We start from the raw sequence: 12,371 nt of genomic DNA on the forward strand, positions 1-12,371 counted from the left end.
CTTCAGTTGGCGAGATGGCCGCGCAGGATTGCGGCCGTCTCCTCGTCCGCCGGGAAGAAGGATTCGACGGCCAGTTCCGACAGGGTGATATCGACGGGCGTACCGAAGACGGTCGTGGTTGAAATGAAGGAGAGAAGGCCGGCTTTGGTTGAAAGCTGCAGGGGAACGGCGATTCCGGCAAAGTCGGTATGGCGCTCAGATGCATCTTTGGGCGCGGGGTAGGAGAGCAGATCCTTCAGCAGCTTTTCCAGTACCGGGTCGCCCGAGACCGATATCTGCTGGCGCAGCCGGTCGAGGAGGTGAGCGCGCCATTCCGGGAGATTGGCGATCTGAGGTGCGAGGCCCTGCGGATGGAGACTGAGGCGCAGCGCGTTGACCGGTGGTTCCAGGAGCGATGCCTCGGCAACGGCTTCGAGCAGCGGCGTGATGGCGGCGTTGGCGGCAATGAGCGTCCAGTGACGGTCGATGGCGATGGCCGGGAAGGGCTCGTGGCCCTTCAGCACCATGTCGATAGCGCGCCTCGCCGGCTCAAGGGCGGGATCATCCAGCTTGCGTTCGGCAAAGACCGGGGCGAAACCCGCCGCGAGCAGCAGCGGGTTTCGGTCGCGGAGCGGTACATCAAGACGTTCGGCCAGATGCAGCAGCATCTCGCGGCTCGGGGTCGCGCGCCCGCTCTCAATGAAGCTCAGGTGCCGTTGGGAGATATCGGCCTCGAGCGCGAGATCCAGCTGGCTCATGCGGCGGCGCTGGCGCCATTCGCGCAGGTGATCTCCGAGAGAGCGGGCGGTCGGCGTCATCAGGCGGCTTCCGGCGATTGATCGATGAAACCTCGGACGGATTTCAGTCTACCGTCTTCGAGCTCGGCGAAATCCGTGCCCTTGATCAGCGCTTCGCCATTTTCAGGGCCGAGGCCCCAGGAGAAGCGCACGTTGTCGCCGTAGCCATCGGCCGTGCCGATCAGTTCGAAGCGGAAGCCGGGGAAGCGGCTCTGGACGGCTTCGACCAGCGAGTTGATCTGCTCATGGCCTTGCCCGCGCATCAGCGGATCGACATAGGTTGCCGCTTCAGCCCAGCTCTCGGCGATGAGAGCGCGGCGGTGCGCTGCATCCGTCTCGTTCCAGATGGCGAGGTAGCGCTCGGCTGTGGTCTTTGCGTCGTTCATCGGGTCATCTCCTTTTGATCGCCCGTCAATTCCAGGCAGGGCGATCATGGGCGAAGGCGGTGCACCCTATCAATTACGTCAGAGGTAATGGAAGGCGGTCTCGGTCAGATGCCGAGCCAGACACGCAGCGGATTTGCCGGGTTGGCGAGCAGCTTTATTGCAAGGGCGACGCAGACAATCACCAGCAGCGGCTTGATGAGCTTTGCGCCGATGCGCATGGCGAGCCGTGAGCCCAGCTGCGCGCCGAGAAACTGGCAGACACCCATCAGCAGGCCGATCTTCCAGAGGATCGCGCCGAAGCTTGCGAAGACGATCAGCGCGCCGAGGTTCGATCCGAAATTCAGAAGCTTGGTGTGAGCGGTGGCCTTCAGCACGCCGAAGCCGGCGAGTGTGACGAAGCCGAGCATGAAGAAAGAACCGGTGCCGGGGCCGAAGACGCCGTCATAAAAGCCGATGGCCGGCACCAGCGTCAGGCCGAAGGCGAAGGGCGTGATGAGACGATGTTTGTCGAGGTCATTGAGATTCGGCTTGACGGCAAAGAAGATTGCAATCGCCAGCAGCAGCACCGGCATGATCGCCTGCAGCAACTCTCCGGGAACGATCGTCGCCAGCGCCGCGCCGATCGCTCCGCCCATGACGGCCATCAGGGCCATCGGCAGCTGTTCTTGAAGCTGGACATGGCCCTTGCGCGCATAGGCGATCGTGGCTGAGGCGGCGCCGAAGATCGATTGCACCTTGTTGGTGCCGAGCGTCTGCAGCGGCGGTATGCCGGCAATCAGCATGGCGGGGACGGTGATCAGGCCACCGCCGCCGGCAATGGCATCGACAAAACCGGCAAAGAAGGCAGCGGCGCAGAGCAGCAGGAGCAGATGGAGGGCAATGTCAGGCAAGACGGTATTCCCGAAAGGCTTTCGGCCGGCCTTGTTGCATTTGCCGCGCCAAGCTGCAATGGCTGCGATGACACACCGGCGCGTATTCAACGGCTTCCATGAGCGACATTCCCTTCGATAGGATCAGCCGCCATGTGCTCGGGCTTGGCTGCGAGCGCGGGACGCCGGCTGCCGAGGTGCTGACGCTGGCAATCGAGGCGCTTGAAGCAGCCGGCATCGGCGCGGCAGAGCTTGCGGCCGTTGCCTCCATCGACAGCCGCAGGCAGGAGGCGGCGATCCTTGCTGTTGCAAGCCATTTTGCCGTGCCCGCCGTCTTCTTCGATGCTGCGCGGCTAGAAGAGGAAACACCGCGGCTTAAAAATCCCTCCGAGATCGTCTTTATCAGCGTCGGCTGCCACGGCGTGGCGGAATCGGCAGCACTTGCCGCACTTGGCGCGGATGCGGAGCTGATGCTCGGCAAGATCAAATCCACCCATGCGACGGCGGCGATTGCCGGCATCGGGTTGCAGAAAGCCTGACGGACGTTATGGTGACGCCACATCGCGGCGCCGTCCGGCGGCCAGCGAATCACATCTTTGTTCAACGCAATTCCGGACGCAAAACCGCTCACGCACTTTTGCTGGAATTGCTCTGTAGAGGATAATCATGCACAAGGTCATTTATGACACGGACCCGGGCGTCGATGACGCCATGGCGCTTCTTTTCCTGCACCGTCATCCCGAGATCGATCTGATCGGCATCACCACCGTCTTCGGCAATGCCTCGGTCGAGACGACGACGCGCAATGCGCTTTTCCTCAAGCGCGAATGGGATATTGCGGCACCGGTCGCCAAGGGCGCCAGCATCACCATCGATCCTGCGCGCGCGGAGCGGGAATGGCCGGCCATGGTGCATGGCGACAACGGCCTCGGCAATTTCGAGGTGCCCGAGACGATCGACCTGCCGCTCGATCCGCGCCCGGCGCATCGCTTCATCATCGACACGGTGCGCGCCAATCCCGGCGAAATCAGGCTGGTGGCCGTCGGACGGATGACCAATCTGGCAATGGCGCTGAAGGAAGACCCCGGGATTGCGGCGCTGGTCAAGGACGTTGTCATCATGGGCGGCAATTTCTATGTGCCGGGCAATGTCTCGCCGGTTGCCGAAGCCAATATCCACGGCGATCCGGAAGCCGCCGATATCGTCATGACCGCGCCGTGGAAGGTCGTCGTCATCGGCCTTGACGTCACCTCGATCACGACGATGAGCCGCAGCTATCTCGGCGACATCGCTGCCAAGGGCGACCAGGCGGTCAAGCAGCTCGACGCGCTGTCGCAGCATTACATCGATTTCTACAAGCACGCGGTCGAGGACGGCATGATGGTGCATGACAGCTGCGCCTGCGTCTACGTCGTGGCGCCCGAGCTTTTCACCACGATCACGGGTGCGGTGCGCGTCGTCTGCGGCGGCATCGCCGACGGGCAAACGATCGTCAAGCCGGATGGCTGCCGCTTCCCGCCGGGTGACTGGGATGGCCTGCCGAGCCAGGTCGTTGCCACGGGAATCGAGTCGGAGAAGGTAATTGGCCTCATTCGCGATACGCTGCTTGCGGTGTGATTGAGTTGAGGGCCGACTGCATCGCGGTCGGCCAACGCCTCTTTCGTCATGCTCGGGCTTGTGCCCCAAGCATCTTCCGCAGGTCGATGCGTAGCAGATCCTCGGCACAAGGCCTGGGATGACGTCGAGAAAAAAAGGCAGGCTTGCCGATAAACCGAAGGGCGGCAGTAAGCGGTCGTTCATGTCGATAATATTATAATATATTCATGCTGTTACATGGCTCTTCTACCAAATCGAATCCACCTGCTCGCAAAGTGAATCACCATCATGTCAGCAACTTCGAGTGAGGCGGTGCCGGCGGCGTTGACCTTGCCCCTTGCTGGGCCTAGATCAACAAAATGTTGAATAGCGCATTCTCTCATCTTCCGGCGCTGGAGCCGGGCAGCGTCTGGCTTGTTGGAGCGGGCCCAGGCGATCCCGGGCTGTTGACGCTGCTTGCCGCCAAGGGACTGGCCGAGGCCGATGTGATCGTCCATGACGCGCTTGTTAACGAGGAATGCCTGAAGCTCGCGCACCCCGGCGCGGAACTCGAATATGCCGGCAAACGCGGCGGCAAGCCTTCGGCGAAACAGCGCGACATCTCGCTCAGGCTGGTGGAGCTGGCGCGGGCCGGCAAGCGGGTGCTGCGGCTGAAGGGTGGCGATCCCTTCGTCTTCGGCCGCGGCGGCGAGGAGGCGTTGACGCTGGTCGAGCATAATATTCCCTTCCGCATCGTGCCGGGCATCACCGCCGGCATTGGCGGGTTGGCCTATGCCGGCATTCCGGTGACGCATCGCGACATCAACCATGCCGTGACTTTCCTGACCGGCCATGATTCCTCCGGCATCGTGCCCGACAGGATCGACTGGGATGCGATCGGTCGGGGCTCGCCTGTCATCGTCATGTACATGGCGATGAAGCATATCGCCGAAATCAGCGCCAATCTCATCGCTGCCGGCCGGCCGCCGACTGAACCGGTCGCCTTCGTCTGCAATGCCGCCACCGGCCGGCAGCAGGTGCTGGAGACGACGCTTGGCGAAGCGCCTGTTGCCGTCGCCGCATCCGGGCTCGAACCGCCTGCAGTGGTCGTCGTCGGCGAGGTGGTGCGGCTCAGAGGTTCGCTCGATTGGCTCGGTGCGCTGTCTGGACGGCGCCTGCAACCCGATCCGTTCGGCCGATCCGGCAAGGTGAGGGCATGAGCGGCCTCCTGATCGCAGCCCCTTCCTCTGGCGCCGGCAAGACGACGGTGACGCTCGGATTGCTCCGGGCGCTTCGTCGCCGCGGTGTCGCGGTCGCGCCCGGCAAGGCAGGGCCGGATTATATCGATCCCGCCTTCCATGCGGCGGCGAACGGCACGCCCTGCCTGAATTTCGATCCCTGGGCGATGCGTCCGGAACTGATCTCGGCCAATGCGGCCCTCCATCGCTCGGGCGATCGCATCCTCGTCATCGAGGCAATGATGGGGCTTTTCGACGGAGCCGCCGACGGGCGGGGCACGGCGGCCGATCTTGCCGCCCAACTCGGGCTTTCCGTGGTGCTCGTCATCGATGCCTCGCGCATGTCTCAGTCGGTGGCGCCGCTGGTTGCCGGGTTTGCCGGTTTCCGTGCCGATGTGCGCGTGGCCGGCGTCATCCTCAACAAGGTCGGCAGCGAACGGCATGAGGCGATGCTGCGCCAGGCGCTCGAGGCCATCCGTATGCCGGTTATCACAGTCATCGGTAGCGACAAGGCGCTTTCGCTGCCGGAGCGCCATCTCGGGCTCGTGCAGGCCGGCGAACATGCAACGCTGGAAGAGTTCATCGACCATGCGGCGGATGGCGTTTCGGAGGAATGCAATTTCGAATTCCTGCTGCGCATTGCAAGGCAGGGGCTCAACCGGCCGTCGGCCGCCAATATCGACCGGCTGATGCCGCTCGGCGCCCGCATCGCGGTGGCGCGCGACATCGCCTTTGCCTTTTCCTACGAACATATGCTGCTCGGCTGGCGGCGGCGCGGGGCTGCTATTTCCTTCTTCTCGCCGCTTGCCGACGAACAGCCCGCCGCCGATGCCGATGCGATCTATCTGCCGGGTGGCTATCCCGAGCTGCATGCCGGGCGGCTGGCAGGGGCGCAGAATTTCCGCGCCGGCATGCTCGATGCGGCAGCGCGGGGCATCAGGATTTATGGCGAGTGCGGCGGTTACATGGTGCTCGGCGACGGGCTGATCGACGCGGAGGGGCGGCGCCACGAAATGCTCGGGCTGCTGCCTGTCGTCACCAGCTATGCCGAGCGAAAGCGTCATCTCGGCTATCGCCGTGTCATGCCGCTCGACGGCGCTTTCTTTGCCCGGACGATGACGGCGCATGAATTCCACTATTCCACCGTTGTCTCCGAGGGCGAGGGGAAGCGGCTGTTTGCGACGCAAGATGCGCTCGGGACCGATCTCGGTGCCGCCGGGCTCCGGCGCGATCAGGTGGCGGGCTCCTACATGCATTTGATCGACCTCGCCGGAGGGGCCGCATGAGCGCACCGATCGCCCATGGCGGCGGCATCACCGCCGCTGCGGCTGCTTTCGGCGGCAAGCCGGAGGACTGGCTCGATCTTTCCACGGGCATCAATCCGTGCCCCGTCGACCTGCCCGAGATCCCGGCAAGGGCTTGGCACCGCCTGCCGGACAGGCATCTCATGGATGAGGCAAGGGTAGCTGCGCGGAATCACTATGGCAGCGGTGAAATCCTGCCGCTGCCGGTGCCTGGCACGCAATCGGTGATTCAGCTTCTGCCGCGGCTGGTTCGGCAGGGAAGCAAAGTCGTCGTGACGGACGACAGGGTCGCCGTGACGGACAACAGGGTTGCCGTGGTATCTCCGACCTATGGGGAATATGCGCGGGCTTTCGCCTCGGCCGGTTTTGTCGTCGATGCGGTGGGTGATATCGCCGCGATCGGAGCCGAGCATCGGCTTGCGGTCGTGGTCAATCCGAACAATCCCGATGGGCGCGCTTGGCCGGCTGACGTGCTGCTCGGCCTTCACGACAGGATGAAGGCCGCAAACGGGTTTCTCGTTGTCGACGAGGCCTTCGGCGATACCGATCCGACGCTGAGTCTCGCAGCGCGCGCGCACGAACTTTCCAACCTGGTGATCTTCCGTTCCTTCGGCAAGTTCTTCGGACTTGCCGGGCTGCGGCTCGGCTTCGTGATTGCGCGTGACGATATTCTCGCGTGCTTCGAGGATTGGCTCGGCCCCTGGGCGGTCTCCGGTCCGGCACAGTCATTGGCTGCTTCGCTGCTTCGTTCGGACGTTTCCGCGATCCGCAGCCGTATCGATGAGCGTTGCGCCGGCCTGCATGGCGCACTGGCGGCCGCCGGATTGCGGACGGCAGGGGGAACGGCGCTTTTCAGCCTTGTCGCCGATGCGAGAGCCGGCGATATTTACACGCATCTCTGCCGCCATCATATTCTCGTCCGCAAGTTCGACTATGCGCCGGATTGGCTGCGTTTCGGGCTTGCTCCCGATCCGGCGGCCGACAGGCGGCTTGGTGAAGCCCTTCAGAGATTTGAGCGATGACGATCGACGAAAACCTTCTCGTGCTGCTTCTGGCGCTGCTGCTCGACCGGATCGTCGGCGATCCGCAATGGCTGTGGTCGCAGCTGCCGCATCCGGTCGCCATCTTCGGCGAGGCGATCTCCTTTGCCGACCGAAAGCTCAACAATGCGAGCCTGAAGGCGGCTCGGCGCCGGATGAACGGTGTTGGCGCCATTCTGGCGCTGCTTCTGTTGGCCGTCGTCGCAGGCATCGTGTTCAACCGCTTCTTCGCGTTCTTCGGCCCCATCGGCATCGTGCTCGAAACCGGGCTCGTGGCGATTTTCCTGGCGCAGAAAAGCCTTGCCGATCACGTCCTGGCCGTTGCCGCCGCCCTTCGCGACGAGGGGATTGCCGGCGGTCGGGCCGCCGTCTCCCGCATCGTCGGGCGCGATCCCGAGACACTGGACGAGCCGGCCGTCTGCCGGGCGGCGATCGAAAGCCTTGCGGAGAATTTCTCCGACGGCGTCGTGGCGCCGGCACTCTGGTATGCGGTGTTCGGCCTGCCGGGGCTGCTTGCCTACAAGATGCTGAACACGGCCGATTCGATGATCGGCCACAAATCGGAAAAATACATCGATTTCGGCTGGGCTTCGGCCCGGCTCGACGATCTCGCCAACTGGCCGGCCGCCCGGCTTTCGATCCTGCTGATCGCCGCCGGCGCCTGGCTTCGGCGGGGCACGAGCGCCTGCCGCGAGGCGATCCGCGTGGCGATGCGCGACGGCGGCCTGCACCGCTCGCCCAATTCCGGCCGGCCGGAAGCGGCAATGGCCGGGGCGCTCAACGTCCAGCTCGCCGGCCCGCGCATCTATGGCGGCGTCGTCGTGGCGGAGCCGATGATCAACAATGCCGGCCGCGACGTTGCGACATCGCGCGACATCGAGGACGGAATATCGGTGTTTCATGCGAGCTGCATGGTGCTCGCCGGCCTGACGTTCGGGTTGTTTTTGTGTTTCTTGTAGGGTGTGCCGTGGGGTTACCCCCCTCTGCCCTGCCGGGCATCTCCCCCACAAGGAGGGAGATCGGCTGGGCGCGATGGTTTCCCCAAACAACTGCCGCATAAGTGCTCCGATACGGTAGAGAGGAAACGATGGTCGAACCTCTTGCCGATCTCCCCACCTGTGGGGGAGATGCCCGGCAGGGCAGAGGGGGGTGTCACACGGTACAGTCCTGCCTGTGGACACGCCGCACTCAAACGTTTATGCGAAGCGCCTCATATCCAATCATACCGGAAGCAGAGCGATGACAGTTCAGGTTGAATTACCGTGCCCGAAGTGCAAGAGCACCAAGATGAGGTTCGAGCGGGAAGAGATCCGGGAGACCGACATCATCACCTGTGCCGCCTGCGGGCATAATCTCGGTACGATGGCGTCGATCCGCGAGAAGATGAACAAGGCCTATCAGCAGCTCAAGCAGCCTTCGGCGGCGCGCAAGCTTCAGTGAGCAAGCTGCTGTTTGCTGCTTACTTCCGCTTTGGCCTGTTAGAATTGTGATTACCATTCGGGTTAAAGCTATATAATCAGTATTGCCGTAGTCTCTCTATCGTGAGGGTGCAGTTAAAACTGCGCGAGTGCGAAGAGGGGTTATCATGAAGACGATTTGGGCGGCCGCGGCCGCAAGTTTATTGCTGCAGTTTTCTCCGGTTGCCGCTGAGGCAGCAAGCCTGGTTGCCAATATCAGCATCGGCAGGCAGACGATGACCGTCACCGAGAACGGTTGGGTGAAGTATCGCTGGAAGGTTTCGACCGCGCGAAACGGCTATGTCACGCCGACCGGTTCATGGAGCGCTAAGTGGCTGTCGCGCGATCACCGTTCGCGGAAATACGACAATGCACCCATGCCCTATGCGGTTTTCTTCAACGGCGGTTATGCCGTTCACGCCACCTACGACCTGAAGCGCCTGGGCACGCCCGCCTCGCATGGCTGCGTCCGCCTGCATCCCGATAACGCGGCGCAGTTCTTCTCGCTGGCGCGGCAGGCCGGCCTTGCCAATACCCGCGTTGTCATTACGCGGTAATCCTCTCCAGCTCATCCATATCGGGAACGATGATGTGTCTGGAGTTCTCGATCAGGATGACGCCCTGCTTGCGGAATTTGGTCATCTGACGGCTGACGGTTTCGATCGTCAGCCCGAGGAAATCGGCGATCTCGGCGCGCGATAACGGCAGGTCGAAGGCGGTGCACGTTGCCGTCTGCGGCTCTGCGTGGGTGGCGATGAGATGGAGCAGGCTTGCGACCTTCTCTTCCGCCGTGCGCCGGCCGAGCGTCAGCATCCATTCGCGCGCGGCATCCAGTTCCCTCAGAGCCTGGTCGTGCAGGCTGCGCTGCAGTTCCGGCGTCTCCGATATCATGCGGTCGAGCAGGTTGCGGGGGAAGACGCAGATTTCGGCATCGGTCGCAGCCTCGGCCGACAGCGCGCTTTCGCGCACGAAGGGCCTGCCGACGAAATCGGGGGCGAATTGCAGGCCGACGATCTGCTGGCGTCCATCCGGCATCACCTTGCAGAGCTTCACCACGCCGCGCATGATGTTCGAATAGAAAGAGCTTTCCGACCCCTGAGCGATGATCTCGCAGCCGGCATCGACCTTGCGGCGTAGCGAGTGGCGGTTAAGTTCCTTCAACTGGTCGTTCGACAAGGCGCCGCAGACGACGCCGTGCCGCGCCTGGCAGGAACGGCAGGCGAGGGGAACGACGGCCTCGAAAACCTCACTGCTTGCGACATCCATGTCCTGTTCCTTCAACATGCCGGAGGCTTGCCCGACCGATTGCGCCACAATCGCAGTTGCCGCGATTCCGGCGCGGCTTGATGATTATCAAATGGCCGGGATGACGATTTGATTCAGATCAAAGTTCACCAATGTTCGCGGCGCTCCCGCTGCGCGGCGGCATTCGCCGGCTTGATTCGGGCAGCTCTTCACCTCGGCGGCGGAACGCTCCCTCGGTCTCGGCGCCCGTGCCGCGCTTCCCAAAGGCCGGTTTCGATTGCTGTTTAGGCAACACCTCATTGCCAAATTGCCGCAACGCCGGGACGAAAGCATTGGCTTTTGAAATGGATTTGCCTATGAGGGGGTTTAAATCGTCATTTCATGAGGTACAGCGCGTGACCGCTACATTCGATAAAGTTGCCGACATTATTGCAGAAACCAGCGAGATCGATCGCGCCACGATCACGCCGGAAAGCCATACGATCGACGACCTCGGTATCGACAGCCTCGATTTCCTCGACATCGTCTTTGCGATCGACAAGGAATTCGGCATCAAGATCCCGCTCGAAAAGTGGACGCAGGAAGTCAACGAGGGCAAGGTTTCCACCGAAGAATATTTCGTGCTGAAGAACCTCTGCGCCAAGATCGACGAGCTCAAAGCAGCCAAGGCCTGAAGCGACACCATCGTCTTTTTTTCACGCCCTGCCGCCGTTGATATGGCGGCCGGGCGATTTTGTTCCTAAGTAGGCCTTCCCAGGGCTTTTGCGCGTTGGGCCGGAGGATCCGAATGCTGCTGGAATATTTCCAGATGATTGACCGCGTTGAAGCGGTAGACCTGAAGAAGGGCGTGCTTTCGGCTCGATCCGTCGTGCCGGCCAAAAGCCCTGTCTTCGAAGGCCATTTTCCCGGCATGCCGCTCGTTCCCGGCGTGCTGCTGATCGAGACCATGGCGCAGGCTTCCGGCATGCTGGTGCTTGCCGTCACCGATTTTGCCGCCATGCCTTTCCTGATGTCGGTCGACGGCGCCAAGATGCGCACCTTCGTCGAGCCGGAAGCCGTGCTCGATATCGAGGCGGTGCTGGAGCACGACGGTTCGGGTTTCGCCGTCACCAAGGCCAGAATCACCAGCGGCGGCAAGAAGGTTTGCGATGCGCAGCTTAAACTGCGCACCATGCCCTTCAGCGAGGTTCCGCTTGGCGATATCGTGAAAAAACGCGCCAGCGAGATCGGGCTTCTCGAAGCGATCGCGGCGCAGGGAGTGGTTGGATGAGCAAGGCTGCAAACGACGTCGTCATCTCGGGCGTCGGCATCGTCACCTGTCAGGGCGTCGGCAAGGATGCGCATATCGCGCTGCTTTCGGCCGAAAGCACGCCGAAGGCGATCGTCGAGACCGAGAAATTCAAACCCTATCCGGTGCATCCGCTGCCTGAGATCGACTGGTCGCAGCAGATCGCCAAGCGTGGCGACCAGCGGCAGATGGAAAACTGGCAGCGCATCGGCGTTTTCGCCGCCGGACTGGCGCTCGACGATGCCGGCTTCAAGGACGATATCGAAGCCTGCGGCACGATGGACATGATCGTGGCGGCCGGCGGCGGCGAGCGTGACATCAACGTCGATACGCTGATCGTCGACGAGGCGCTGAAGCGCAACGACCGCGAACTGCTGTTGAACGAGAAGCTGACGACGGAGCTGCGTCCGACGCTGTTCCTCGCCCAGCTCTCCAACCTGCTCGCCGGCAATATCTCGATCGTGCATAAGGTCACCGGCTCTTCGCGCACCTTCATGGGCGAGGAGGCGGCCGGCATCTCGGCCGTCGAGACTGCCTTCTGGCGCATCAAGTCGGGCGAATCCTCGCATGCGCTGGTTGGCGGCGCCTTTGCGGCCGAGCGTCCCGACATGATCCTGCTTACCGAGGCGATCGGCGCCCATGCGCGTGGCGGCTGGGTGCCGCTCTGGTCGCGCAGGCCGAGCGACGGCGGCGGCATGATCACCGGTTCGGCCGGCGCCTTCCTGGTGCTGGAATCGCGCAAGCATGCGGAAGCCCGCGGCGCCCATATCTATGCCGTCATCGACGCGGTCGAAGGCGACCGCGGCAACCGCAATGCCGGCAATCTCGAAGTGCGGCTGGAGCGGCTTCTGGCGCCGGCCGCCGGGCTTGCCGCTGAAAGCACGGCGATCTTTTCCGGCTCGACCGGCATGCACGACCTTGCCGCCCGAGAGCGGGCGGTGCTCGAACATCAATTGCCTGACGTTGCGATCCGCGGTTTCGGCGGTGTTGCCGGCCATACGATCGAGACGCAGTTCACGCTCGGTCTGGCGCTCGCAGCCCTTGCCATCGACGGCAAGGCCAAGGTTCCGCCCTTCGATGCCGCCCATGAGGCGCCGATGCGGGCAGGGACGACGGCCGCTGTGGTGACCACGGTCGGACACCAGCGCGGCGAGGGCGTCGCCGTTCTTTCCGCAGATGCGTGAGGAGTAAGG

General features: G+C 63.0%; 15 protein-coding genes. 11 read left to right on the forward strand and 4 right to left on the reverse strand.

The features are described from left to right. Positions 1-2: 2 nt before the first annotated feature. The 3 genes from EFQ99_RS00725 to EFQ99_RS00735 all read right to left on the reverse strand — a co-directional run bounded on the left by EFQ99_RS00725 (position 3) and on the right by EFQ99_RS00735 (position 2,052). Positions 3-797: a helix-turn-helix domain-containing protein gene (locus tag EFQ99_RS00725; protein ID WP_126918754.1), complete on the reverse strand. Its 795-nt coding sequence runs from the start codon at positions 795-797 to the stop codon at positions 3-5. Further along, on the reverse strand, positions 797-1,162 hold the full coding sequence (locus EFQ99_RS00730) for a nuclear transport factor 2 family protein (protein WP_126918755.1): 366 nt from the start codon (positions 1,160-1,162) through the stop codon (positions 797-799). The genes EFQ99_RS00725 and EFQ99_RS00730 overlap by 1 nt, the downstream gene beginning before the upstream one ends. A gap of 104 nt (positions 1,163-1,266) precedes the next feature. Beyond that, positions 1,267-2,052 (reverse strand): TSUP family transporter, encoded by a 786-nt coding sequence (locus EFQ99_RS00735; RefSeq protein ID WP_126918756.1) that lies wholly within the window; start codon positions 2,050-2,052, stop codon positions 1,267-1,269. A 98-nt stretch (positions 2,053-2,150) separates the two neighbouring features. Here EFQ99_RS00735 and EFQ99_RS00740 point away from each other — a divergent pair, with 98 nt between their 5' ends. The 8 genes from EFQ99_RS00740 (at position 2,151) to EFQ99_RS00780 (ending at position 9,202) form a co-directional block, all read left to right on the forward strand. Further along, positions 2,151-2,570, forward strand: a complete 420-nt coding sequence (locus tag EFQ99_RS00740; protein WP_126918757.1) for a cobalamin biosynthesis protein — start codon at positions 2,151-2,153, stop codon at positions 2,568-2,570. 127 nt (positions 2,571-2,697) lie between these two features. Continuing rightward, positions 2,698-3,648 carry a nucleoside hydrolase gene (locus EFQ99_RS00745; protein WP_126918758.1) on the forward strand — a complete coding sequence of 317 codons (951 nt, stop codon included), beginning with the start codon at positions 2,698-2,700 and terminating at the stop codon, positions 3,646-3,648. 338 nt (positions 3,649-3,986) lie between these two features. Continuing rightward, the gene (cobA, locus tag EFQ99_RS00750) at positions 3,987-4,826 is read left to right on the forward strand and encodes a uroporphyrinogen-III C-methyltransferase (protein WP_126918759.1); all 840 of its coding nucleotides are present in this window, start codon (positions 3,987-3,989) and stop codon (positions 4,824-4,826) included. Beyond that, the gene (locus tag EFQ99_RS00755; RefSeq protein WP_126918760.1) at positions 4,823-6,130 is read left to right on the forward strand and encodes a cobyrinic acid a,c-diamide synthase CobB; all 1,308 of its coding nucleotides are present in this window, start codon (positions 4,823-4,825) and stop codon (positions 6,128-6,130) included. The genes cobA and EFQ99_RS00755 overlap by 4 nt, the downstream gene beginning before the upstream one ends. After that, a complete protein-coding gene (cobD, locus tag EFQ99_RS00760; RefSeq protein WP_126918761.1) occupies positions 6,127-7,170 on the forward strand; it encodes a threonine-phosphate decarboxylase CobD in 1,044 nt (347 codons plus the stop codon). The genes EFQ99_RS00755 and cobD overlap by 4 nt, the downstream gene beginning before the upstream one ends. Continuing rightward, a complete protein-coding gene (gene cbiB / locus EFQ99_RS00765) occupies positions 7,167-8,147 on the forward strand; it encodes an adenosylcobinamide-phosphate synthase CbiB (protein WP_126918762.1) in 981 nt (326 codons plus the stop codon). Before cobD ends, cbiB begins: the two co-directional genes overlap by 4 nt. 280 nt (positions 8,148-8,427) lie before the next feature. After that, complete coding sequence (locus tag EFQ99_RS00775; RefSeq protein ID WP_126918763.1) at positions 8,428-8,628, forward strand: ECs_2282 family putative zinc-binding protein; 201 nt, start codon at positions 8,428-8,430, stop codon at positions 8,626-8,628. Positions 8,629-8,773: 145 nt separating this feature from the next. Then, positions 8,774-9,202: a L,D-transpeptidase gene (locus EFQ99_RS00780; protein WP_126918764.1), complete on the forward strand. Its 429-nt coding sequence runs from the start codon at positions 8,774-8,776 to the stop codon at positions 9,200-9,202. Here the strand turns inward: EFQ99_RS00780 and EFQ99_RS00785 are convergent. Beyond that, entirely contained in the window at positions 9,192-9,911 is a 720-nt protein-coding gene (locus tag EFQ99_RS00785; RefSeq protein ID WP_126918765.1) for a Crp/Fnr family transcriptional regulator, read from the reverse strand. The genes EFQ99_RS00780 and EFQ99_RS00785 overlap by 11 nt on opposite strands. A gap of 374 nt (positions 9,912-10,285) precedes the next feature. Between EFQ99_RS00785 and EFQ99_RS00790 the strand changes: the two genes are divergently transcribed. From EFQ99_RS00790 to EFQ99_RS00800, 3 genes are all read left to right on the forward strand, one after another. After that, a complete protein-coding gene (locus EFQ99_RS00790; RefSeq protein WP_003540486.1) occupies positions 10,286-10,564 on the forward strand; it encodes an acyl carrier protein in 279 nt (92 codons plus the stop codon). A 113-nt stretch (positions 10,565-10,677) separates the two neighbouring features. Then, a complete protein-coding gene (locus EFQ99_RS00795; RefSeq protein WP_126918766.1) occupies positions 10,678-11,160 on the forward strand; it encodes a 3-hydroxyacyl-ACP dehydratase FabZ family protein in 483 nt (160 codons plus the stop codon). After that, positions 11,157-12,362, forward strand: a complete 1,206-nt coding sequence (locus tag EFQ99_RS00800) for a beta-ketoacyl-ACP synthase (RefSeq protein WP_126918767.1) — start codon at positions 11,157-11,159, stop codon at positions 12,360-12,362. The genes EFQ99_RS00795 and EFQ99_RS00800 overlap by 4 nt, the downstream gene beginning before the upstream one ends. Positions 12,363-12,371: the final 9 nt, after the last annotated feature.

The organism is Rhizobium vallis (assembly GCF_003985155.1).
Lineage (GTDB): Bacteria > Pseudomonadota > Alphaproteobacteria > Rhizobiales > Rhizobiaceae > Rhizobium > Rhizobium vallis.

What these genes read in the sequence shown, in the direction of transcription:
- EFQ99_RS00725 (WP_126918754.1), bottom strand. Translation starts at nt 797, where the DNA reads ATGACGCCGACCGCCCGCTCTCTCGGAGATCACCTGCGCGAATGGCGC.
- EFQ99_RS00800 (WP_126918767.1), top strand. Translation starts at nt 11,157, where the DNA reads ATGAGCAAGGCTGCAAACGACGTCGTCATCTCGGGCGTCGGCATCGTC.
- EFQ99_RS00780 (WP_126918764.1), top strand. Translation starts at nt 8,774, where the DNA reads ATGAAGACGATTTGGGCGGCCGCGGCCGCAAGTTTATTGCTGCAGTTT.
- cbiB (WP_126918762.1), top strand. Translation starts at nt 7,167, where the DNA reads ATGACGATCGACGAAAACCTTCTCGTGCTGCTTCTGGCGCTGCTGCTC.
- cobA (WP_126918759.1), top strand. Translation starts at nt 3,987, where the DNA reads ATGTTGAATAGCGCATTCTCTCATCTTCCGGCGCTGGAGCCGGGCAGC.
- EFQ99_RS00730 (WP_126918755.1), bottom strand. Translation starts at nt 1,162, where the DNA reads ATGAACGACGCAAAGACCACAGCCGAGCGCTACCTCGCCATCTGGAAC.
- EFQ99_RS00795 (WP_126918766.1), top strand. Translation starts at nt 10,678, where the DNA reads ATGCTGCTGGAATATTTCCAGATGATTGACCGCGTTGAAGCGGTAGAC.
- EFQ99_RS00745 (WP_126918758.1), top strand. Translation starts at nt 2,698, where the DNA reads ATGCACAAGGTCATTTATGACACGGACCCGGGCGTCGATGACGCCATG.
- EFQ99_RS00775 (WP_126918763.1), top strand. Translation starts at nt 8,428, where the DNA reads ATGACAGTTCAGGTTGAATTACCGTGCCCGAAGTGCAAGAGCACCAAG.
- EFQ99_RS00785 (WP_126918765.1), bottom strand. Translation starts at nt 9,911, where the DNA reads ATGGATGTCGCAAGCAGTGAGGTTTTCGAGGCCGTCGTTCCCCTCGCC.
- cobD (WP_126918761.1), top strand. Translation starts at nt 6,127, where the DNA reads ATGAGCGCACCGATCGCCCATGGCGGCGGCATCACCGCCGCTGCGGCT.
- EFQ99_RS00740 (WP_126918757.1), top strand. Translation starts at nt 2,151, where the DNA reads ATGAGCGACATTCCCTTCGATAGGATCAGCCGCCATGTGCTCGGGCTT.
- EFQ99_RS00755 (WP_126918760.1), top strand. Translation starts at nt 4,823, where the DNA reads ATGAGCGGCCTCCTGATCGCAGCCCCTTCCTCTGGCGCCGGCAAGACG.